This is a genomic window from Bradyrhizobium sp. 23 (assembly GCF_023073295.1).
Taxonomy (GTDB): Bacteria; Pseudomonadota; Alphaproteobacteria; order Rhizobiales; family Xanthobacteraceae; genus Bradyrhizobium; species Bradyrhizobium canariense_D.
Genome location: NZ_JADPJF010000039.1, coordinates 165,568 through 187,831, shown reverse-complemented (window position 1 = coordinate 187,831; position 22,264 = coordinate 165,568). Strand labels below are relative to the sequence as shown.

The 22,264-nt window shown below is 62.5% G+C and carries 20 protein-coding genes and 1 pseudogene; 8 read left to right on the top strand and 13 right to left on the bottom strand.

Annotation, left to right across the window (positions count from 1 at the left end; all coding sequences use genetic code 11):
- Positions 1 to 133: 133 nt before the first annotated feature.
- On the bottom strand, positions 134 to 634 hold the full coding sequence (locus IVB32_RS09500) for a VanZ family protein (RefSeq protein WP_247361389.1): 501 nt from the start codon (positions 632 to 634) through the stop codon (positions 134 to 136).
- A 103-nt stretch (positions 635 to 737) separates the two neighbouring features.
- Here IVB32_RS09500 and IVB32_RS09495 point away from each other — a divergent pair.
- Positions 738 to 1,037: pseudogene (locus IVB32_RS09495) on the top strand (hypothetical protein); the annotation flags it as partial.
- Positions 1,038 to 2,430: 1,393 nt separating this feature from the next.
- On the opposite strand, the gene IVB32_RS09490 reads toward IVB32_RS09495, so the two are convergent.
- The 4 genes from IVB32_RS09490 to IVB32_RS09475 all read right to left on the bottom strand — a co-directional run bounded on the left by IVB32_RS09490 (position 2,431) and on the right by IVB32_RS09475 (position 6,924).
- Positions 2,431 to 2,997 carry a DNA ligase gene (locus IVB32_RS09490; protein WP_247369580.1) on the bottom strand — a complete coding sequence of 189 codons (567 nt, stop codon included), beginning with the start codon at positions 2,995 to 2,997 and terminating at the stop codon, positions 2,431 to 2,433.
- Positions 2,998 to 3,886: 889 nt separating this feature from the next.
- Positions 3,887 to 4,063, bottom strand: coding sequence for a hypothetical protein (locus IVB32_RS09485; RefSeq protein ID WP_247361395.1), 177 nt, complete (start codon positions 4,061 to 4,063; stop codon positions 3,887 to 3,889).
- Between the two features lie 77 nt (positions 4,064 to 4,140).
- Positions 4,141 to 4,971 carry an alpha/beta fold hydrolase gene (locus IVB32_RS09480; RefSeq protein ID WP_247361397.1) on the bottom strand — a complete coding sequence of 277 codons (831 nt, stop codon included), beginning with the start codon at positions 4,969 to 4,971 and terminating at the stop codon, positions 4,141 to 4,143.
- A 156-nt stretch (positions 4,972 to 5,127) separates the two neighbouring features.
- Positions 5,128 to 6,924 carry a POTRA domain-containing protein gene (locus IVB32_RS09475; protein WP_247369582.1) on the bottom strand — a complete coding sequence of 599 codons (1,797 nt, stop codon included), beginning with the start codon at positions 6,922 to 6,924 and terminating at the stop codon, positions 5,128 to 5,130.
- A 129-nt stretch (positions 6,925 to 7,053) separates the two neighbouring features.
- On the opposite strand from IVB32_RS09475, the gene IVB32_RS09470 reads away from it, so the two are divergent.
- Positions 7,054 to 8,346: a FecR family protein gene (locus tag IVB32_RS09470; protein WP_247369584.1), complete on the top strand. Its 1,293-nt coding sequence runs from the start codon at positions 7,054 to 7,056 to the stop codon at positions 8,344 to 8,346.
- Positions 8,347 to 8,405: 59 nt separating this feature from the next.
- Entirely contained in the window at positions 8,406 to 11,144 is a 2,739-nt protein-coding gene (locus tag IVB32_RS09465; protein ID WP_247410241.1) for an EAL domain-containing protein, read from the top strand.
- A 197-nt stretch (positions 11,145 to 11,341) separates the two neighbouring features.
- Here IVB32_RS09465 and IVB32_RS09460 read toward each other — a convergent pair whose 3' ends face one another.
- The 6 genes from IVB32_RS09460 to IVB32_RS09435 all read right to left on the bottom strand — a co-directional run bounded on the left by IVB32_RS09460 (position 11,342) and on the right by IVB32_RS09435 (position 15,333).
- A complete protein-coding gene (locus IVB32_RS09460) occupies positions 11,342 to 12,085 on the bottom strand; it encodes a hypothetical protein (protein WP_247409426.1) in 744 nt (247 codons plus the stop codon).
- A complete protein-coding gene (locus tag IVB32_RS09455) occupies positions 12,082 to 12,498 on the bottom strand; it encodes a phage holin family protein (protein WP_018454880.1) in 417 nt (138 codons plus the stop codon). Before IVB32_RS09455 ends, IVB32_RS09460 begins: the two co-directional genes overlap by 4 nt.
- On the bottom strand, positions 12,495 to 13,094 hold the full coding sequence (locus IVB32_RS09450) for a hypothetical protein (RefSeq protein ID WP_247296978.1): 600 nt from the start codon (positions 13,092 to 13,094) through the stop codon (positions 12,495 to 12,497). Before IVB32_RS09450 ends, IVB32_RS09455 begins: the two co-directional genes overlap by 4 nt.
- Before the next feature lie 92 nt (positions 13,095 to 13,186).
- The gene (locus tag IVB32_RS09445) at positions 13,187 to 14,170 is read right to left on the bottom strand and encodes a DUF3618 domain-containing protein (RefSeq protein ID WP_247361406.1); all 984 of its coding nucleotides are present in this window, start codon (positions 14,168 to 14,170) and stop codon (positions 13,187 to 13,189) included.
- A gap of 454 nt (positions 14,171 to 14,624) precedes the next feature.
- Positions 14,625 to 14,810 (bottom strand): hypothetical protein, encoded by a 186-nt coding sequence (locus IVB32_RS09440; RefSeq protein WP_018454877.1) that lies wholly within the window; start codon positions 14,808 to 14,810, stop codon positions 14,625 to 14,627.
- Between the two features lie 262 nt (positions 14,811 to 15,072).
- A complete protein-coding gene (locus tag IVB32_RS09435) occupies positions 15,073 to 15,333 on the bottom strand; it encodes a hypothetical protein (protein ID WP_247335302.1) in 261 nt (86 codons plus the stop codon).
- Positions 15,334 to 15,600: 267 nt separating this feature from the next.
- On the opposite strand from IVB32_RS09435, the gene rocF reads away from it, so the two are divergent.
- From rocF to IVB32_RS09415, 4 genes are all read left to right on the top strand, one after another.
- Positions 15,601 to 16,578 (top strand): arginase, encoded by a 978-nt coding sequence (gene rocF / locus IVB32_RS09430; RefSeq protein WP_247361407.1) that lies wholly within the window; start codon positions 15,601 to 15,603, stop codon positions 16,576 to 16,578.
- Positions 16,579 to 16,739: 161 nt separating this feature from the next.
- Positions 16,740 to 18,002 (top strand): sulfite dehydrogenase, encoded by a 1,263-nt coding sequence (soxC, locus tag IVB32_RS09425; RefSeq protein WP_247410239.1) that lies wholly within the window; start codon positions 16,740 to 16,742, stop codon positions 18,000 to 18,002.
- Positions 17,989 to 18,531: a cytochrome c gene (locus IVB32_RS09420; protein ID WP_247410237.1), complete on the top strand. Its 543-nt coding sequence runs from the start codon at positions 17,989 to 17,991 to the stop codon at positions 18,529 to 18,531. Before soxC ends, IVB32_RS09420 begins: the two co-directional genes overlap by 14 nt.
- Before the next feature lie 102 nt (positions 18,532 to 18,633).
- Complete coding sequence (locus tag IVB32_RS09415) at positions 18,634 to 18,930, top strand: hypothetical protein (RefSeq protein WP_018454872.1); 297 nt, start codon at positions 18,634 to 18,636, stop codon at positions 18,928 to 18,930.
- A gap of 6 nt (positions 18,931 to 18,936) precedes the next feature.
- Here the strand turns inward: IVB32_RS09415 and IVB32_RS09410 are convergent, their stop codons facing one another.
- Entirely contained in the window at positions 18,937 to 20,151 is a 1,215-nt protein-coding gene (locus IVB32_RS09410) for a mandelate racemase/muconate lactonizing enzyme family protein (protein WP_247409430.1), read from the bottom strand.
- A gap of 167 nt (positions 20,152 to 20,318) precedes the next feature.
- Here IVB32_RS09410 and IVB32_RS09405 point away from each other — a divergent pair, with 167 nt between their 5' ends.
- Positions 20,319 to 20,507, top strand: coding sequence for a hypothetical protein (locus IVB32_RS09405; protein ID WP_247296981.1), 189 nt, complete (start codon positions 20,319 to 20,321; stop codon positions 20,505 to 20,507).
- Between the two features lie 152 nt (positions 20,508 to 20,659).
- Here the strand turns inward: IVB32_RS09405 and IVB32_RS09400 are convergent, their stop codons facing one another.
- Entirely contained in the window at positions 20,660 to 21,946 is a 1,287-nt protein-coding gene (locus IVB32_RS09400) for a divalent metal cation transporter (RefSeq protein ID WP_018454868.1), read from the bottom strand.
- Positions 21,947 to 22,264 lie beyond the last annotated feature (318 nt).

Genomic DNA, 22,264 nt, shown 5'->3' with positions numbered 1-22,264 from the left:
CTGAACTTCCGTCTCTGCATGACCCACCTCTGGCTCGATAAAACACCCAATCTCGGTGTCCATCAAACCGGCAGCAGCTCAGTCGTCCCTGGCTTATGGCACGATTGGGCATGAACCCAACCCGCAAGAACCGTTAGACATCAGATGCAGCCGTCCAGCGCTCGATCAGGCGTAAAGCTATGCTGGCGAGCAAAATCCCGAGCAACCCGCCGACCACCTTTTCGGTCGCATCCAGCAATCTAGCATGGCGATCTGGCGTCAGCTTTTGCAACAATTCCAGCACCACTGCGCTACCAAGCACGAGGCTGCACACCAGCGTCATCCGGTCCCGGTACGCGGCACAAAATGCCAAACCTAGGAACGCAAAGGCCGCGACGTGTTCGATATTGGCCGAACTGCTCAGTTGAGGCCTGTCGTGGATTGGAGACAGACTTGCGTAGGTGATAAAGGCAAGAGAAGCCCACGCCACGGCAACTGAAATTCTATACAGCATAGTAGCGACTGACCCCGAGTAGTTGCCGCAATATACTTCAGCGCCAACCGGATCCAGCGGCTCGCATTTGCCAGGGTGGTGGCTGCGGTTCTTCACCTGATCCAGAACTTCTGCCGCCGCGCGGCAGGGCAGTACGACCAATGGTAGGCGCACCAGAACGTAACTTTTCGTGATTGAACAATTAAAGGATTTAATTTATTTAATTTGGTTTAATAGTCGCAGTTAGCCCGAGGGGGAATACCTGATGCGCACAACAGAAGAAGACGAAGACCGCCGGGAGTTCTTGAAGATGTGTGGCAGGTTTGCTGCCATAACCCCGCCAGCGATGACTCTACTCCTGTCGACGTCGTTGACGTCAACAGCCATCGCACGTTCCGGCGCCCAAGACGGAGCAGGATATAGCGGCGGCGGCAGCAGTCATTCAGCCTTCGACAATGATCCACACAGCGCGACCGAGGATCACTCGACCAAGGAGTATTCATCAGCCGGCGGCGGTGGTGGGGGCTCTGGCGGGGGTGGCGGCGAGAACTCGGGTGGCGCAAAGGGGTCCAAGGTCGCGCATTCCGGAGAGGAAGGCTCCCGATCTGGAGGTGGCGGCGGTAACAAGGGCTCCTCGGGCTTTGGCGGCCAGGATGGAGATGACAAGAAGAAAAAGAATGAGCGCGATTGAAAAGGACAAGTGGAGCGCCGCTTAGCTGCTGTCTGGTGGGGGGAACATGCGCCGTCTCAAGGTGACAATCCTGGTCTTGGCATATGCGGTGATATCGCCCGCGTCTGCGCAAACCTGTTGCCCCACCGGCTGCGCGCCAGACGCCAATCGGTGCGTGAGCAGCGGTCCGCTGTGGACCAGATGCCTTCCTATCGCCTGCGCCGAAGATTCTCGAGGGCCGTCACGTGGGTCCGCGGTGAGCAAGCACAGAGCCGCCGTGCTCGCCCGCCGGCCAGCGCGTACCTACGTGGTCCCAGCTCAGATTCCCCCAGAGTGCCCATTGGTGAAACCGACCAAGGCGCAGGTCGGCGACGCGACCACTCAATGCGTGAACGTGTTGACTCGAAATGCGCAGTTGCGGGATTGCTTTTTTGAGGACGACGCCGGGAGGGCCGAAGACGAAAGAACCGGCCTGAACTGCCCCGATCGCCAAGCTGCGCTGGCGAGGCAGTGTCTAAAGCGCTGCGTCAACTATGCATCCGATACGACACATTTGGTTTGCGCCGGCAGCTATCCGAACACCGTCTGGCGTGTGTCTTTTGGAGCTATCTCGGGCTACGCCCTCGGTTCCGAGCATGTCGACCTTTGCGGCCCTCCGCTAAGAACGCTGCGGCCAGCTCCAACGCGCTGAGGTGCGCTGGACTGAGCCCTTGGCTGCCATCAGGGGCAGACAAGGGCCCGCCAACTGGCCCGGCTGGGAGCGCAGCGGCAGTGAAAGCCGCGGACGTCGCACAGTGCCGGGCGGCCATTGCCAGCGCCGCGGCGAACGGCCTTGATGGCCCACGGCAGACCCTACATGATCTCACGGGGTATGGGTTTGAGAGCTCCATGGTGTGATGACGCCCTGCATCCGCGACGGCTGCTCACCTCGGCGTGGTGCATTGATCGTGCGCGGACCGGCAGCCTCAGCAGCCGGATCAAGGCTGATGCGGCTCGATCGAATGGCGCGATCCGCGGGCAATTTTGTTGTCCACAGTGTGAGTTGCGACACACAGTATTGGCGCGACTCGTTATAAGTTTAACCCGCGCCTTCATGGCGCCTTTCCTCCCTGACCTTGAGCCCGTCGCAAATGACGGGCTTCCTACGAGGGGCATTACAGGGACGCTAGATCTGCTGCGACGGAATCCGACTGGGCCTGGACAGTTGCAATCAAGTCCGTGCGGCATAGATCCCGCACGGACTTGATTCATTGGGAACTGGGCTACCCAATCATCAACTCCGCGGCCATCACAGCTCTCGATCCATTGCTGGGTGCCTGCGGTTCTTCACCTTGATCCAGTGCTTTTGCCTGCCGCCGCGGTAGGGCCGATCGCGATGCTTCGAGACGAGATCTTCAAGGCCCATGCGGCAGGCCGCCCGGAAAAGCTCCGGTCCGATCTCGCCGTGCTCGAATGGCGCGACGGTGATCCGGTCCGGCCGGCGGGCCAACAGCCGCTCCAAGTTGGTCTTGCGCAGGTGCAGCGGCAGATCGCGCAGGTCGTCGCCGTCGATGGCAAGGATGTCGGAGGCGTAGAGCTGCACCTCGTGCTCATGCTTGCGTGAGTGCAGCCCATTGAATTCTGAAACCCCATCAACGCCAAGGATCACCGCCTCGCCGTCAATGACGAAATGCTTCTGCCGCTTCTTCAGAGCGGCCTCGGCAATCCAGGGATAGCGCTTGGTCCAGTCGGTGCCATTGCGGGAGAGCAGGCGCACACGGTCGTTCTCCCGAATGACCATCCGATAGCCGTCGTGCTTTACTTCGTGGATCCAGTCCGGCTCCGAAGGGACCTGCTTGCACGGATCTCCCGGCAACGCGCCTCCTGGCCATGCACACCGGCTCGCCAACCACCTTTCAGCCGACCTAGGGTGGGATTGTCATTGGGCCTGCAATATTTGACCCCCGTATTGCCGCATCTGCGAATGTTACCCTGATGGCGCCATTGTCCGTCCCATGACATCCGTCCAATGGGGCACAGACAAATTTGTCCGCCGTGCGTTGCGGGACGCCTTGCAAATCCTCTTTGCTGCTGCCGAGTGAGATGTAGGCGAGCGAGCCCAGCAATTCGAATTCTTCAAAGAAGGGGGTGTAACCTTCTGACGAAAACAAGTAGTCGCCGGTCCAAGTCTGAAAGATATCATGCAGTGGTCGCTGAGGGCCGTCTTGCGCCGCTCAAGGCCGGGCACAATTTGCCACACGTTGTTCTCCCCGCCGGCCCATGCGCTGAGGAACAGGTGACCGACCACGTTTGAGGTGGTGTCGCGGTCGGTTATCAGCGGGAAGGTGAACAGTTTGAAGAGGTCCGCATATCGTCGAGCGGCCAGCAAGCCGAGGCCGTAAGCATAGAGGAAGAGCACCGCGGGATAGGTGCGGAGATTGATGAAACTTGACCTGGTCGATGTCGATCAGCAGCACCGATAGAATGGCGTGCTTGACGTAGGCCTCCCGCAGGAAGGCATCGAAGCTGCGCCGGTTCGCGAGCCTCGTCAGACCATCCGTGGTCGCGAGCTGCGCCAATCTGAGGTTGGCCGATGACAACGCGCCAGAAGCGGACGGGACAAGAGTACTTCCTCCATTCAAAATTACGCTAGGTAGGAGCGGACGACGTGCCCGCGCTTGAGGGCACTGCAACCAGCAGGCAAATTCGTCTTAAATGCCGGTGCATAGGGCAATCCTGTGTGTTGTTGGCTCGCGACGCCCTCCTCATCCGCAACACGAACCCGGAAACTGCGAGAGGTCGATGCGGGCGATGATCGACCGCAGCAGCTTGCGAGCCGAACGATAGAGATGCCGGGCGAATCTCGGCGTCCTTGCCGCGGGCAGGCCAAAGCTTGTCGTATCGAGTCTTTTTGTATCAAGGCTTTCGATGGAGTGCGACACGTGCCTCTCCGAGATGGCGAGGCCCTTTCTATCGTGGTCGGCTCGCGGCAGCCTTGATCTGCCGCAAAGGGGCCGGACTAATAGTCGCCGGGGTTCATGATCATCGGGCTTCGTGTATCGGCCGGGGCGAGCGCGCTGCTAGCGCTGTCGCGCAGGAAGCGGTCGAGTGTCGCCTGGATCTTCTCCTTGACCGCATCGGGACCGCGATCGCTCATCTCGGTATGCTGTGCGCCAGTATGGATGATGTCGATGCCGCGCGCCTTGGCCTCTTCCGGCGTCGGCAGCACGCCGGGATCGGTCACAAAATGCGGATCCTTCGAGCGGAACGACAGGATCTTCATGTTGTCGCTAAGCACGAATGGCACCCGCAGATTGTCGAGCGTGATCACTTTCGACACCAGCTCCGGGTGCTGATGGGCGACATACATCGAAACGTCGCCACCGTTGGAATGGCCGACGAGCGTGATGTGGTCGTAGTCGGCGTTCTCCTGCCGCCGCTTCAACTCGCCCAGGGTGAAGAGGATGTTGGCCTCGCAGCGGATATAGACCTCGCGCCGCCCGACATATTGCTGACCGGCCTTGGTCATCAGCGGCGGATCGCTCGGCAAATCCTGCTGGATGCTGGCGACGAGATAACCGCGTGCGGCGAGCACGTTGGCTAAGAAGGAATATTCACTGGCCTTGACGGTATTGCCATTGCTGATGATGGCGAGCGGGAGCTTCCAGAGGCCAAGATTGGCCTTGGTCTCGTAATCGCGCCGTACAGCGATTTCGACCGCAATCGGCCGCTGGCGGGCGGCGTCGAACAGGGTCAACACCTCATGGCGGATCGCAAACCGGCTGACGACGAAATACTGGCCGACGCCGAGGACGCAGAGAAACGCCAGAACTGCAAACACCTTTTTCATGGTTCCGTCTCAAATCACTTTTGACTGAACATGGTCGTTGGGAACTCCCGGATCGAGCGATCGTGAGCAGGTTACGGGATTAAATTTAGGCAAGACTATGAGCCTGGGCCCAAAAAGGGCCGCACCTCGAGGGCTACAGCGCGAAGGACAAGGGGTTTACAGACAACCGCCCTTGCCGCGTTCGGAGCAGAGCCGCAGCGCGCTTGACAGAGTAAACAGAAAGCGCGGGCTGCGGCGCTCGTTGTCGGGCGCCCGGTAGCTCAGGGGGAGGGCCACGCCGAGATCAGCCTGGAAATCGTCCGGCAGGAAGAACCGCACGCCAGCTCCGGCCGAGGTCAGCGACAGGCCCTCGCTCAGGCGGTAACCGTAGTTCCAGACTGCACCGGCGTCACCGAACGCGTAGAGCTGATAGCCGGTCCAGTAGTGGAAATTGAGCTTCTGGTCGAAGCGCAGTTCGAGCGAGCCGGCAAGACCGTTGTCACCGCTGATCTCGGCCGCGCCATAGCCGCGCCCGAAGGCCGCGCCGCCGAGATAGAATTGCTGCGAGGTGAACAGCGGCCGTGACGCCGTCTGGCTCGCAGCGGAGACCTTGAGCGACCAGACATCGTTGAGCGTCTGGTAGCGCGTGAACCAGAGGTTCAGCACGGAGAAGTTCGATGACGCGCCGTCGCGCGACAACAGGTCGTCGTCGAAATGCGAGGCACCGAAGATGTCGAGGCCCTGGCGGTAGGTCAGCGTCGCGAAATTGGTGCCGCCGAAATGATCCTGGAGCCGGTAGTCGGCGGTCAGGCTCGCGGTCCTGATGTGGTCGTTGTACCAGGGGCCGTAAAGATCATGCTCGGACACGTTGCTGAAGGTCGTCGCCGCGGTCAGGGTCAGCGAGGAGGATTGCGACTGCAATGGGACGATGCCGGCACGCAGCTCGAACGCCTCGGTCGTGGTGATGTCGCTGTCGAGGCGGCGGGCATCGCCCGGCCGAACCGCGCTGTACAGGACGGACCCGCCGAGACGCACGCCGTCGACACCGATCGGTGCATCGTAGGACAGCCGTGCGAAGCCAAGCTGGCGGGGGTCGTTGGCGATGGTCGACAGGTTGACCGCCAGCGTGTCGCCGGGGGTGAGATAGGAGTTGAACGCGCCGGTCGCGTAGGTCTGCCACGGCCCGACTGATGATGAGCCGAGATTGTCCAGACCGAATGAGGAGAAGACGTGCCAGGTCTTCAAATAGACGATGAGGCGGAAGCGGCCGGTCGCACCGCCGATCTCCTCCAGTGCGGTATCGGTGATCCGGACACCAGGTCTGCCGTTGATGAGAAAGAGCTGGCGTTCCAGCGTTGCCAGGCGCGACGGTTGCTCGGCCAGAACCGGCCCAAGCATCGGTCTCACGCCGAACTGCTCGGCGCCATCGCCTTTCAGTTCGGCCTGCACGATGGCGCCTTCGATCACCTGGATCCGGAGCAGGCCGTTGGCAATGTCCTGCGGCGGCACGATCGCCCGGCTCAAGTGAAAACCATCGGCGCGGTAGAGATCGCTGATCGCGCCGGCGATCGCGGCGAGATCCGCCTGCGAAACCTTCTTACCGACATAAGGCTGATAGACCGCGGCGATACGATCGGGGGAAACGGCCCGGGCTCCGCTGACGTTGATGCCGCGCAGCACGAACTGAGGCTTGGTAGCGCCGCCGGTGTTGGGCTGGTCGACTGTCGGAAGCCTGACCGGCGGACGGCTCAGCGATTCCCGCTCGGCTTGGTTTTCAAAATATTTCTGAGCTTGGCGCGGATCGAAGCCCGGCTGGTTCGCCTGCTGCGCGAAAGCCTGAGGAAATCCGGCGAAGAACGGCGCCAACAGCACCGCTGCGGTAACCAGATGCCGCTTCCCGACGCGCGCAACGCGCCTCTCCCCGTAGTTCGACGGAGATGTGCCCCTGATGCTATAAGGGTTCGTTAGCCACATGATTTTTCATACTTTTTTATGGTCAACGAATGGTTAACGCGACCGCTCCGGTGGCCGCTTCCTGCTAATCCTATGTTGAGTGATTTCGGATACCCCTCAAGGCGGCTGTAACGGGGACTGAGGATCGTCATGCTGAGCAAAATTGGAATGCGGTGCGCCTTGGCGGCTGCGCTGATCCTGGGAACGGCCTCCGTCGCATCCGCCGCGGACGATGGCGTCTGGTCGGTCGGCAAGGCCAGCGGCGAGGTCTGGGTCGCCACCAGCGGCGCGCAGCAGGTTTCGCTGAACCAACAGGAGGCACTCAAGCCCGGCGATACCATTCGCACCGGACGAAATGGCCGCGTGCTGCTCGTCCGCGGCGAGGAAACGATCCTGATCTCTCCCAACTCGGTGGTGGGTTTACCGACCGAGAGCAAGGAAGGCCTTTCGACCACCATCATCCAACAGGCAGGTTCGATCCTGCTCGAGGTCGAGAAGCGCAACGTCAAGCATTTCGAGGTCGAGACGCCCTATCTCGCCGCTGTCGTCAAGGGAACGCAGTTCAGCGTTACCGTGAATGCGGGCAGCACCAAAGTCGGCGTGCTCCGCGGCCAGGTCGAGGTCTCCGACTTCAAGACGGGACAGATCGCCCAGGTCCTGCCGGGGCAGGCCGCCACCGTCTTCGAGCATGGCAAGCCCGGCCTTTCTCTCAGCGGCTCCGGGACCTTCAATCCGATCGAGCACGGCAAGCCGCGCGCCTCGAGCATCGAGCGCGTCCCCGTGCCGAAATCGGGCCTGTCGGCCCCGCGCAACGCCGCGAACGGCCATGCGATCCATGCGCTCGGTCCGATCGACAAGGGCGCCAAGGCGGCCGCCGCGCCCAAGCCATCGCAACAGGCGGCCGGAGTTCACGCGCCCAAGGGCGGTGCTGCCAAGGCTGATGCTGCAAAGCCCGGCGTCGTGCGCATCTCGAGTTCGCTGGGCGAGGTCAAGCTGAACGTCCACAAGGTCACGCACGGGCTCGCCCACGGCGGCGGTGCCCCCGGACAGGCGCGCAACTCTTACGCCAGCACCGAGACGGTCTGGGGCGACTCGAAAGCGGGCACAACGGCATCCAACGGCACCGCCCAGACTGCGGTGACCACGAGCAGCGGCGTGACGGCTGGCACCAGTTCGTCGGCTGCGAGCACGACAATAGCCGCCACCACGGCCGGTGCATCCAGCGACGGCTCTGGCGGCGGCAACGGAGACTCCGGTGGCAAGACCAAACCGGACAAGGGCAAATCCGGTAACGGCAATTCCGGCAGTGGGAATTCCGGCAATGGTAACGGCAACAACGGCGCCACCGGTAACGGCCGGGGTAACAACGGCAACGGCAACGGCAATGGCGGCGGCAACGGCAGCAATGGTCACGGCAATGCCCTTGGCCACAACAAGCACTGAGGCGATGTCTTAGGGGATGAGGGGGCGCACCTGCGGAAGCGGGTGCGCAGGAGGATCGGGTGGGACGCTTTCGGCCGCATATTCTTGTCGTGACAGCGCTGGCGATCGCGCTGTCCACGGGGTGGCATGGTGCGCTTCGCAACGCGCTGACCGACCTGCGGTTCGCCTGGCAATCGCGTGCCGCGACCGGCAATGTCGTCGTGGTGGCCATCGACGCGCCCTCGATCGATCAGATCGGGGTGTGGCCCTGGCCGCGCCGGCTGCACGCGGAACTGTTGCACAGGTTAGAGGCCGCGGGGGCGCAGGACGTCGCTTTCGACGTCGATTTCAGCTCGCCATCCGATCCGGCCTCCGACGAGGCTTTCGTCAAAGCGCTGCGTGAGGCCGGGGGCTCGACCATCCTGCCGTCCTTCAAGCAGCCCGCGCCGAATGGCGGCGCAGCTCACATCAATCGCCCCCTGAAGCCGTTCGGCAACCAGTCGTGGCCGGCGCTGGTCAATGTCGCGATCGAATCCGACGGGCTCGTTCGCCGCTATCCGTTCGGCGAGAAGCTCGGCGAGGCCGTGATGCCGTCGATGGCCGTCGTGCTGGCCGGGCAGGACGCCAATCGGCGGCCGCCTTTCCTGATCGATTTCAGCATTCGGGCGGGCTCGGTTCCGAGTGTCTCCTACGTCGACGTGCTCCGCGGCGAAACCGCCACTCTCGACAAGCTGAGAGACAAGAAGATCATCATTGGAGCGACGGCGCTCGAACTCGGCGACCGCTTCAGCGTTCCGAATGGCCGCATTATCTCCGGACCCATCCTCCAGGCGCTGGCAGCGGAATCGATCCTCCAGAACCGGATGCTGCGCTGGACCTCTGATACCGGCATGATCCTGGGTCTCGCTGGGATCTGCCTGCTGATGGTGTATTCGTGGCGCCGCTTGGGACCGGGAATTCGCGCCGCAATCCTGATCTCGGTCGGGGCGGTTTTCGAGCTGTTGGCGGTCCTCGTGCAGGCAAGATGGCCCTTCATCATCGACACATCGCTGTTCCACATCGCGATTGTCGCCTATCTGACGGCAATTGCACTCGACGAAATCGATTTCCGAGGTCTCCTGGGGCGCATCGCCGAAAGCCGCTTTCATCGTATCGCGATGTCACTCGGCGATGGCCTCATCTGCACCGACGAAGATCAGCTCATCACCGTGTGGAATCCCGGCGCCAGTGCGATCTTCGGCTATCTGCCCGCCGAGATCATCGGCCGCCCGTTCGAAACGTTGTGCGCCGTGGCGGGGGACGGTGACGCGAGGCCGTCCATGCGCGACGCCGCGCGCCAGGCACTCCTGGTCCCTGGCGGGGCGGTCGTCGTCGAGTTCGAAGGGCGGCGCAAGAACGGTGAAACCTTCCCGGTCGAGGCGAGCTTCTCGGGCTGGCAGGGAACGGACGGCTTCCAGTACGGAGCCATCCTGCGCGATATCTCGGTCCGCAAGCGTGAGGCCGAACGCGTCAGATATCTCGCCGAGTACGACGCGCTGACCGGTCTTGCCAACCGCAACACGCTGCATGCAGGACTGGTCGGCATGATCGCGGATGCGGGGCAGCGCCCTTGCGAGGTCGCGCTGCTCGTGATCGGGCTCGACGGCTTCCAGAGCATCAACGACATGCTCGGTCATTCCGCCGGAGATCTCGTGCTGCAGGCGGTCGCTGGTCGCCTGAGAGCCGAGGCGTGCGGCGCTGTCGTTGCCCGGCTTGGCGGAGACGAATTCGCCATTGCGCGCAAAGGCGCCGATGGCGACGAGCCGATCGCGGAGTACGCCGAGCGCATGGCGCGCGCCTTCGAAGCGCCGCTTGCGACCGGCACGCGGCAGCACCGCGTCAGGCTCAGCATCGGCGTCGCCATCCATCCGGAAGGTGGCCACAACGCCGACGATCTCCTGAGCAATGCCCATCTCGCTCTGAGCAAGGCAAAGCTGACGCGGCGCGGCGGCCATGTGATCTTCGAGAGCGCGCTCCGGGAGGAGCTGGAGAACCGGCTGACGCTGGAAAGCGAATTGGCACTTGCCGCCGATCGCGGCGAGTTCGAGCTGTTCTATCAGCCCCAGGTTCGCCTGATCGACGCCAGCCTGGTCGGGGCCGAAGCGCTGATCCGTTGGCGGCATCCCGTGCGCGGCTACGTTTCGCCCGGAGAGTTCATGCCCGTGGTCAATAGCTCGGCCCTGTCCGAGCGGATCGGCAACTGGGTGATGGAGACCGCCTGCCGGCAGGCACGCGCCTGGGAATTGTCCGGCGACAGCGTGCGCGTCGCGATCAATTTGTCGCCCTCGCAGTTGCACTCCGGCGATTTGGCGCATTCGGTTGCGGGGATGCTCGAAGCGACGGGGCTCACGCCGTCGCTGCTGGAGCTCGAGGTCACCGAGGACATCCTGCTTCATGACGAAGCCCGCGTGCTCGACATGTTCAAACGCATCCAGCAGCTCGGCGTCCGCGTCCTGTTCGACGATTTCGGTACCGGGTATGCGAGCCTGAGCTATTTGAAGAAGTTTCCGCTCGACGGGCTCAAAATCGACCGCTCGTTCGTGCTCGGTCTGCTCGCGGATTCCGACGATGCCGCGATCGTCGGGTCGACCATCGGTCTCAGCAAACAGCTCGGTCTCACGGTCGTGGCCGAAGGCATCGAGAACCGCGCGACGGCCGATTTCCTGGTGAGCATGGGATGCGAGGAAGGCCAGGGCTATTTCTTCGGCCGTCCGATGCCGGCGGAAGCATTCGAGCGGCAATTCTTCGCAGCCGAGTGCGCCGCCGTCAGTGCCGCCTGAACACTTGAGCTTCGCGATCAAGATCCCATAAGGTCGCTTTCAACAGCCACTTCTGAGCGATGCGAAGCAGATCTACTGTTACGAGGAGCGCTGATCACGAATCGGGAGCGCGAGCTGGGCCCCTAGATGATGCGCTGATGTTGTACGCGGAATAATTCGGAAGAGTCGCCGCGGACGTCGCGACGACTCTTCAGTGGTCACAGCACATTAGGCGACTTGGCCCTTTCACGGGCTGCTTCGACTGCATCCATCCCGGTCTGCCTGATTCGATCCAGAGCCTCGCCGCCGGTATCGGAGACCTCTGCTAACAGGGTGTCGGAGTTTTCGCGCAACGCCTGCGAGACGGCACCAACACGGCTGTTCAGGTCGGCCTTTACAGCATCGCTGGTCTCCCCGACATACTCATTCTCGATGTCGGTTGTTCTAAATGCCCCTGCGACTGCGGCGCCAATGGCCAAGCCGACGACGCCAAGCACCAGCGGTTGCTTTTCTAGCATATCAGACAACGACGACTTTGCTTTTGAGACGGCTTCGCCGCCCGGAACCTGGTCGCGCACTTTAGCGAAGCCGTCCCGCGCCATCTCTAGGCCGTCCTCGAACTGAGCCCTCATCTTGTCCGCGGTTCCTGACAGAACGCCGGATGCAGCGTCCTTGGCTGACTGCAACGTGTCTTCGCCATCGAGGGACCCTATGTGATCCATTTCGGGCGCCGTGGGCGGCGCCGCAGTGCGCTGGATCGCCGATGCCGCAGTCCGCATCGTGCTCACCCCGCCATCGACCACACCGGACGCGGCGGCCGCCGTCGACCGAGCTGCGCCCTTGATCCTGTCGTCACCAGCCATAAGCCACAGCGCGCCGCCTCCAATTAGAACGGCGGCAAGGGGATTTTCCTTGGCCGCTGCGACCAGATTGTCGAAAAAGCCGGTTTGCGTGCTCCTCATCGGACCATTCCCTTCACGGTGTCCTTGTCCTTTTCCAGCTGCCGGATGGTCTCCCGCGGCGCAAGATTACGGGCGTCCATCCGATTGATGCCGACCGCAAACAGCACGCCCGCAATGGCGCCAGCGAGGATCGCGGATGTCAGGTAGGAAAGCGGTTGCGACCATCCCGCGGAGATCAACGCCGCCGACAATGCGAACAGCGCCATCACAATGGCGGGGGTCACCAGAAGGGCGCCACCGGCAATGAAGCCTGCTGCTCCCGTTATCTTCTGCACTCTGTCGCTGAGTTCAGCCTTGGCCAAGTCGATTTCGTTCTGGAACAGCTTGGCGAACTGCCCCATCGCGTCCGCTACAAGCGTGGAGATGGTCCGAAGATCGTTCTGGCTTGTCTTGATATCGTGCTGAATGGTCATGATACGCTGCCGCCTTTGAAGGACGTCGTTCGCTGCGGATTGTTGCCGGATACCGATGAGCCCTGCATGGAAGCCTGCCCGGCTCCCGTGGAAGACGTGCTTCCGCGCCACGTGTCGCCCTGCGTCGACGACGTTCCACTACTCATCCCAGGTCGCGATGAAGGCGAGTCACCGCCGGAGGCCTTCAGGAAACGGACGGCGGCGAAACCGGCGAGCACCGAAACGCCAAGGAAAGCGGCAGGCTGACGCTTTGCGAAATCGGTTGCGCCATCGAGGAGATCGCGGAAGCTGCCGTTGCGGATCTTCTCGGCGGTATCTTCAACATAGTCCGCGGCGGAGTTGATGCCGCGGGCGGCAAAAGGCACATCGCTCTCGAAGGCGCGAGCCGCTTCCCGAACATTGCCGGCAAGTCGCTCAATGAACTCGGCTCCAGTCCGCTGCTGCTCGCGTGCCTGGCCGCGAATCTGGTCCATGGTCCCCGAAGCGAGGTCCTTGGCCGCATCCCCGGCTTCCTTGAACTTGTCCTGGGCGATGTCAGCGGTTGCCCGGAAGGCCTCGTCGGCCCGCTGCTTCACAGTCGCTCCAGCCTCCGCCATTTGGTCCTTCAGGTTCTTCGGAGAACCCGCGTTCCGATCTTCATTTGAATTCGTGCCTCTGCTCAGGTCTAGATCGCTCATGGTGTGTTCCTTCAGGTATTGGAATTGCGGGAGGGATTGAAAGCGGCTCCGACGACGTCGTCGGCGGCTGTCTTGAGCGAGTCAGCGAGGTTCTGAGTCATGCGGCTGGCATGCTCACCGAGGCCGGCCTCGGCGACTCTGCTTGTTGCCGCGTCGGCTGCCGACATTGCGGCATCTTTGGCGGCGTCAAATCCGGACTGAGCGGCCTCGGCGGCGGCCCGCTTCACGCCGTCGCTCGCCTGGCTCATGGCCTTGGCTTCAACCTTGGTTTCCGGAAGAGCGGCTGCGATAATGGCTCCGATCGCCACCCCAAGACCGGCGATTAGCGCGGCATTATCGCTAATGATCGCGCGAGCTTGTTCGGGCGCCCTTCCGGCAGCGTCCTTAGCTGCGGAGGCACTGTCCTTCGCCGCATCCACCCCGCTCTTGAGCTTTTCGCCAATCGTCTCGGCGGCCTGGGAGGCCCGTGCGCGTAAATCCGCCGCGAGACCGGCAGTCGAATCTTGCGCCTCGTCGGCCATGCTCGCGGCCTGATTGCGGGCGGAAGATAGTTGATCCCTGAGATCGCCTTGCATGGCGCGCGCTCGATCCGCCATGTCCTCGAAAACCTCGTTCGCCTTGTCCATCGCAGGGCCGGAAACCTCGGCGGCGCGGTCTCGCACGGTTTTCGAGGTGAGCGCCAAGCCGGCACCGATCATCAAAAGCGGCAAGGGGACACCACGCGCCAAGCGTAGGAGTGGAACCACCACGGCGGTCCCGGCGGCCACGCTCCGCATCGGGTTGTCCATAACTTGCTGTTTCAGTCCGTCCACCCAGCTCTTTGTCGTGTGGGTGACATAGTCGGATACTTCCGACTTGATGTGCTGCGGCGACACCTTATGGCGGATGTCCTCGGCCGTCTCCGAGACCTGCTCTTTCAGCCGATCGACCGTAGCGGCCAACTCAGCGCGACTTCGCTCGGACTCACGCCTCAATTCTTCCACGGACCGCGTCATCACATCCCTCTCTCGCTTTTCGGATTTCTTGTATTCAAACTCACGGTTTTTTGAATTGTTCCTATGAGCCGCTTCGCAGTGGATTCGATCCACAGAGCGCACCTGGGATGGGCGAGAGCGCGACCTGATCTTCGTCAAAGTCGAAACCGCAATACAACTCAGGAGCCATTAGCGGCAGCTGCGATAGGAGTAGATATCAGCCAACGGGCGCAGGTGGCCTTATGGTCTACCCCACGTGCGGCCCGGGGCGTCGACCGTCGTCCGTGGTGTGCACCGCTACTGCAAGCCCTTCTTGTCATAAGCAGCAATTCTAGTGCCGAAGAGGATCGAAAGAGCCGGAGCTGTGATTGAGGACCCAACTGGCTGAGCGCCAGGAACGAACCAGCTGAACGACAGCCGATCTCCGGTCAGGAAGAGTGGCGCACATGAGCTCTGGACGATCGCCCAGCGGCATCTAGTCAGCTTCTGGACTCGCCGGATCGGGGGCAGAAATCTGCAGTCCCGCCTCGTTGAGAGCATCCGCAATTTGCTTCGCGAGCAGCTTGGCTTCTTCAATTCCTATTTTTGCGTCTGGGTAATGTGCAAAAAATGCGCAAATGGTCGTGGAGATAATCGTATTCACCTGGTGCGGATCAATCATTCTACGGCACTCGAAAATGCCGCTGCTTATCGCGCGACAATTAGGATGAGATCAGTGAGGAAAAGTCCGGCTCTCATTGCGATGATGATCCCAATCGCGGCAGGTCCGCCTCTTTCTGCGGTGACCGAAAGGGACACGCCTGCTGGGTGTTTCTGAAAGAACGCAATCCCACTCCCAGAAGCGCTATTTGCCCCCAACGCTAAAAGACGTTGTGCGGAAGCTCTCAGGCGCCAAGCCGAAGTGGGGCAAGTTTGATGTCTTTCTAGCGCCGACGTGCCACCGCGACGCCGAACAGGAAAGCAACGAACAGGCTGGCAAGCGGTGCTTCGCGCGTGATCGCGGCGACGGTCGCGAGGGGTTTTCCGGGCTTGCGCGCGTCGTCGATTGCGGAGGTCATGCGGTCGACAGCTGCGTGCAGGCCACCTGCGACTTCACCGATGGTGCGGGATACGTCCGTCGCGACATCAATGGCGCGCTCGGCCATGCCGGGATGTGAGGTGGACTGCGGGATCTCCGTGCTCAAGTGCGCGACCTCCGGGCTGATCAAGTGACGGAGGCCGATACCTTTGGCTATCCGCGCGAGCGCTCGTTCTGAACAGCGGGTCGCATGACCTTTGGCTATCCGCGACAGGCGCCGTGGTTTTACGGCGGGTACCGGCCTTGCATGAGCAATTCGGCGCGCGGGCTTTTGTTCCGAGACGATGCGCCCCCCGGGCCGACCGCCCCCGTGAAACGACGGATGCGAATCTCTGTTAGGCTGGCTCAATCTTGCTGATCTCAGGAGACAGCTGTGACCGACCGGACCACGACGGATCGAGCCCGGCGCATCGCCTTGCTCGGCGCTCCCATCGACATGGGGGCTTCGCAGCGCGGTACCCTGATGGGCCCTGCGGCGCTCCGCACCGCCGGCCTTGCGACATTGCTCGAGAGCCTGGATTTCGAGGTCGTCGATTACGGCGATCTCTCGGTGGCCGAGCTCCGGGACCTCGCAGACAGGCCCCCCGACAAAGCCAATCACTACCGCGAAATCCAGCGCTGGACACGCGTGCTGAGCCGCAGAGGCTACGAGATCGCGAAAACCGGCGCGCTGCCGATTTTTCTCGGCGGCGATCACACGTTGTCGATGGGATCGGTGAATGCCATGGCCCGTCACTGGCAGGAGCGCGGACGCGAGCTGTTCGTGCTCTGGCTCGATGCACATGCCGACTACAACACGCCGGAGACGACGATCACCGCCAACATGCACGGCATGTCGGCGGCATTCCTGTGCGGCGAACCCGGCCTCGACGGATTGCTCGGCGATGATCCGCGCGCCTCGATCGATCCCGACAGGCTCGACCTGTTCGGCGCGCGCTCAATCGACAAGCTCGAAAAGGAGTTGATGCGCACGCGCCGGATCAGGGTTGTCGACATGCGCCAGATCGACGAGTTCGGCGTCGCCGTGCTGATCCGCCGCGTCATCGAGCGCGTCAGGGCCAGCAACGGCGTACTACATGTCAGCTTCGATGTCGATTTTCTCGACCCCTGCGTCGCACCCGGCGTGGGCACGACGGTGCCGGGCGGAGCGACATATCGCGAGGCGCATCTGATCATGGAGCTCCTGCACGATTCCGGCGTGGTCGGATCAGTCGACATCGTCGAGCTCAATCCGTTCCTCGACGAGCGTGGCCGCACCGCGCGCACGGCGGTCGAACTGATCGGCAGCCTGTTCGGCCAGCAGATCGCCGACCGGCCGACACCGAGCAATGCGATCGCGCCCGGCGAGTGATGGACGAGCCGTTTGTGCATTGCGAAGAAGAGAACTGCCGTCGCCGCCACCGGATTTAGATCAGTCCAGATGGAAATCGCCTGTTTTTGAAACAGGTGCGAATTGCAAATGCACGTTGCAGACTGTTTCATGCGGGTCGCGCTTCAGCCAAGGATCCGCAGATGAGCAGAACGTTCGATAAACCCGCGGGGACGACTCGCCGCCGCTTTCTGCGCGCCAGTGCTGCGGTGGCGGGTGGCACTGTCCTGGGCGCCGGCGCATCGGCTGCCGCCGAGACCGACAACCTTCCGCCCAACGTCCCCGAATGGATGAAGGCGCCGGGCGAGCCGACGGGGGGCCAGCCCTATGGCGCGCCGTCACCCTTCGAGAAGGGCGTCGTCAAGAACATCTCGAAGACGCTCAAGCAGTACATCTCGGCCTCCAGCCGGACGCCATTGCAGGAGCTCGACGGCATCATCACGCCGAACGGCCTGTTCTACGAGCGGCATCATAGCGGCGTTCCGACCATCGATCCGGCCCAGCACCGGTTGATGCTGCACGGGCTGGTCGAGCGCCTACTGATTTTTACAATGGATGATCTCAGGCGTTTCCCGTCGGAATCGCGCGTCCACTTTCTCGAATGCTCCGGCAATCCCGGCTACAGCAAGCCTTACGGCAAGACCGCGTCGGACCTCGTGGGTCTGGTGAGTTGTGCAGAATGGACCGGCGTCAGCCTCAAGCTGGTGCTCCAAGAGGCCGGATTGAAGCCGGATGCCAAATGGATCGTCGCCGAAGGTGCCGACGCGGCTGCGCTGACGCGCAGCATCCCGATCGACAAATGCCTCGAGGACGCCATGCTGGTCTACAGCCAGAACGGGGAGCGGCTGCGTCCGCAGCAGGGCTATCCGCTGCGGCTGTTCCTGCCGGGCTTCGAGGGCAATATGAGCGTGAAGTGGCTGCGCCGCCTGCATGTGACGGCTGAGCCGGTTTACTCGCGCGAGGAGACCTCGAAATACACCGACCTGCTGCCGGACGGCACCGCGCGTGAATTTTCGTTCTACATGGAGGCGAAGTCGATTATCACGAGGCCCTCCGGCGGCCAACGCCTGGGCGCGCCAGGCTTCCACGAGATCACCGGTATAGCCTGGAGCGGGCATGGCAAGATCGCGCGCGTCGAAGTGTCCGTCGACGAGGGAAAGAGTTGGCAATCCGCGCAATTGCAGGAGCCGGTGCTGACGCGTGCGTTGACACGCTTTCGCTTGCCCTGGCAGTGGGACGGAAAGCCTGCCGTGATCCAGAGCCGTGCCATTGACGAAACCGGCTATGTGCAGCCGACTCTGGCCGAGCTGCTCGCGATGCGCGGCGAGAACTATTTCTACCACAATAACGCGATCTGGCCCTGGCGCATCGCGGCTGACGGCGAGGTGACCAATGCGCTGGCGTGAGACTTGCGGCATTGCTGTCGTCATTGTGCTGTGGACGTTTCCGAGCGAAGCGCAGGCGCAGACCTCGTACGGCCTCGGACGGCCCGCGACGGCTGCGGAGATTGCGGGCTGGAATATCGATATCGGACGCGACGGCAGCAATCTGCCGAAGGGAAGCGGCTCGGTGAGCCAAGGGCGCGAGGTGTTCGCCCAGCAATGTGCATCATGCCATGGCGACAAAGGCGAGGGCGGGCTCGGTGACCGGCTCGTCGGTGGGCAGGGCACGATCGCAACGCCAAAGCCGATCCGTACGGTCGGCAGCTATTGGCCGTATGCGCCGACGCTGTTCGACTACATCCGCCGCGCGATGCCGCAGAACGCGCCGCAATCGTTGAGCGATGAAGAGGTTTATGCGGTGTCCGCCTACATCCTGAACCTGAATGGACTGGTCGGAGCGGATGCGACGCTCGATGCCAAATCGCTTGCAGCGGTCAAGATGCCGAACCGCGACCGGTTCGTCGGCGACGCGCGGCCGGATGTGAAACACTGAGCGCCTTGGGGCGACCAGGTTCCCGTATCCGCTTGGAACTTGCCTTGGCCAAGGGCGGAACTCGCAGGACGCGATTGCATTAACCTGTGAGAGGAAAAGCCTATGGATTCCACGATGGCAACGGATCGCTTCGCAAACTCCATGTCCTCAGCGCTTCGCCATCCCGGCGTAATCGCGTTGATTGTGGCCGCGTTGACGATTGCTGCGATGCTCATCGTCGATCACGGACCATGGAATCGGGCCAAAACGCAGCCCGCCCATGTTGCGATGTACGCAACCACGGGTGAAGCCGCGCGGGCCGCAGGTGCCAAAATTCTCCCGACCGAACCGCACTCCCCGATCGAGCCGGAGCGGCCGGGGCCGAAGACGTCCCCAACCGTCAATCCAGTGACGCCGTAAGACGCTCTAGCCCTTCCGGCCGTAGCTGAGCAATCCGCCGGTGGTCTTCGGCGGATGCGCGCGCAGGGCTTCCTCGTTCGGATCGGTGCCCCAGCCGGGCCGGTCCGGAATGACCAGATGGCCGTTCTGAATGTCGGGCTCATGCGTGAACAGTTCGCGGTCCCACGCCAGGCGATCGATGTCGATCTCCATGATGCGCAGGTTCGGCACGGCGGCGCAGAAATGCGCGTTCATCATCGAACAGAGATGGCCGTAGAAATTGTGCGGGGCAACGTTGACTTCGAACGCTTCCGCGGCGGCTGCGATCTTCATCGACTGCCAGACGCCGTTCCAGGGCGTGTCGATGATCGCGACGTCCATGGCCTGCTCGCGAAAATAGGGCAGGAATTCCCGCAAGCCCAATAGCGTCTCGCAGGACGAGATCGGATGCGGGCTTTGCCTGCGGATGTAACCGAGCGCTTCCGGATTGAAACTGTCGATCTCGATCCAGAACATGTCGAGGTCCGCGATGGTGCGCAGGATCTCCAGATAGCCCTCCGTCTTGGCGTTGAAGTTGCAGTCAAGCAAGATGTCGACGTCGGGGCCTGCACCGTCCCGGATCGCTTCCAGATGCATGCGCAGATCGCGCAGGATTTTGCGATCGACGTTGATCTCGGGAGCGAAGGGCGAGCCGAAGCCCGGTCGCCAACCGGTCGGTTTGCCGTCATCATAGGAGAAGATGTTGGTTTTGAGCGCGGTGAACTTCTTCTCGCGGACCTCGCGTCCGATTGCCTTGACGCCGTCGAGGTTCTCGATCGGCGGCTTGTACCAGGACGGGTGATTGATCCGCCACGTTGCGCAATGCGACCAATAGACCCTGACATGGTCGCGGATCTTGCCGCCGAGCAGTTCGTAGCAGGGCACACCAAGACATTTCGCCTTGGCATCGAGCAGCGCATTCTCGATCGCCCCGAGCGCCTGCGCCACCACGCCGCCGGCGGCGGGACGCGTGGCCGCGAACAGTTCGGCGTAGATGCGCTCGTGCCGGAAAACGTTCTGCCCGACGACGCGGGCAGACAGGCGCTGGATCGCAGCACCGACGCCGGGCGAGCCGAAGCCCTCGTCGAACTCGCTCCAGCCGACGATGCCGTCCTCGGTTGTCAGCTTGACGAAGTGGTAGTTTCTCCAGCCGGCGTCGCAGGCGAGAATTTCGAGACTTGTTGCTTTCGACGATTTGGTCATGTCGCTCCCTGTTGCCCGGCTGGGCTTTTTTCTTTGGCGGGCGCAAGCCCGGGTCCAGCCACGATTGTTAGGCTAACGGCCTTGCGCAGTGAAGCCTGGCGAGGTGTGCAGGGAAGCCCCTTCCGAACGTTCTATTGGAAAACGCGGGGAATCCGGTGGGGACAGCCATGATCTTGCCCGGGATCGTCCTGAAAAGGCGCCATGCTCTGACGTTTTTGGCCACAATCGGGATCGATCTTCCGGCCATGAGATTTCTGGCTGTGATTACGATCCTGGCGCTGCTCACGATGAGTGGAGCCGCCATTTCCGATCAGTTTCTGACGGCCGATCAGCACGTCGCGCACGGGGTGGAATAGCGCGGCGGCGTATACGTTTTTGTCTTGGGGGAGACAGCGATGCTTTCGATCGACCAATTCCTGCGCTTCATCAGCGTGCCGGCTGTGTTCGCGGCCTTCATCATCGCCTCGCAGATCTCGGCAGTCTTGTCGCAAGGCTAGTCAAAGGCTAGTCAGCCCATCAATGACGAGCCGAGCAGGGCGAGCACAGCCAGCGCCATCAACGCGGTGCCGAGCCAGCCCAGCGCGACGAGCCATGACCGGCCCTTGAAGCGACCCATGATCGCCTTGCTCGAGACGATCAGCATCATCATGGCCATGATCGGAACGGCCACGATGCCGTTGAGCACGGCGCTCCAGACCAGCATGTGGATCGAGTCGATGCCGGTGAACCCTAGACCAAAGCCGATGATGGTGGCGGCGGCGATGATGGTGTAGAAGCCGACCGCCTCGTCGGGCTTCGCCTCCAGCGTCGCGCGCCAGCCGAAGATCTCCGCCACGCCGTAAGCGGCCGAGCCCGCCAGCACCGGAATTGCGAGCAGGCCGGTGCCGATGATGCCGATCGCGAACAGGGCGAAAGTGAAGTCGCCGGCGAGCGGCCGCAGCGCTTCGGCGGCCTCCGTCGCCGAGTTGATGTTGGTCACGCCATTCGCGTGCAGCACCGACGCGGTGGTGAGGATGATGAAGAAGGCGATGCCGTTGGAGAGCAGCATGCCGGAGAGGGTGTCGGCCCGGATGCGCGCCAGCTCCGGACTGCCGCCGCGCTTCAGCTCGCGCAGCGGCTTGTCGCGCTTGCCCTGGTTCATCTCCTCGACCTCCTGCGAGGCCTGCCAGAAGAACAGATACGGGCTGATCGTGGTGCCGAGCACGGCGACGACCATCATGAAATAGTCGGCGCTGACATTCGTCTTCGGCCACACCGCCGCGAGCAGCGCCGTGCTCCACGGGATCTTGACGGTAAAGGCGGTCGCGACATAGGCGAACAGCGCCAAGGTGAGAAATTTCAGCACCGGCGAATAGCGCCGATAGGGCAGGAACACCTGCAGCAGGGTCGAGCCCGCCGCGAAGATCAGCGCGTGCTCGTGGTTGAGGCCGCCGATCACCAGCGAGAGCGCCTCCGCCATTGCGGCGATGTCGGCGGCAATGTTGAAGGTGTTGGCGGCAACGAGCATGGCGACGAGCGACAGCACCGCCCAGCGCGGCGCGATCTGCATGACGTTGGCCGCCAGCCCCTTGCCGGTGACGCGGCCGATCCGGGCGCTGACGAGCTGGATCGCAATCATGAACGGCGTGGTCAGAAATACCGTCCAGAGCAGTCCGTAACCGAATTGCGCGCCGGCCTGCGAATAGGTGGCGATGCCGGACGGATCGTCGTCGGCGGCCCCGGTGACGAGACCCGGCCCCAGCCTCTGCAACAGCGACGGTGCGGATTTCGTGGGGCTGACGGCATCGTCGGTCATGGCAGGAGGGGTCTCGGTCGGGGCGCGTCCTTCACAAATGCTAATGAGGGAACAAGGTTCCCGGGCTGCGGGTAAGGCGCGCCTCGCTGATTTCTGATAAAGCTAATTTCGTTTGACTCGTCGGGCAAAACACCTGTATAAGTGCATCGTCGAAGAATACCCGGTGCAGCGTTTGCACGCATTCCGAGCGCGACCGGACTGCGATGGCCGGCCAGTGCGCAACCCGCGCACCGGCGAGACGTTTGTCTCCTGAGCGCGTGCGGTCGGGACTATTTGATGCTGACGAACATGCCCCAGGCGCCGGCCAGCGCGGCGCCG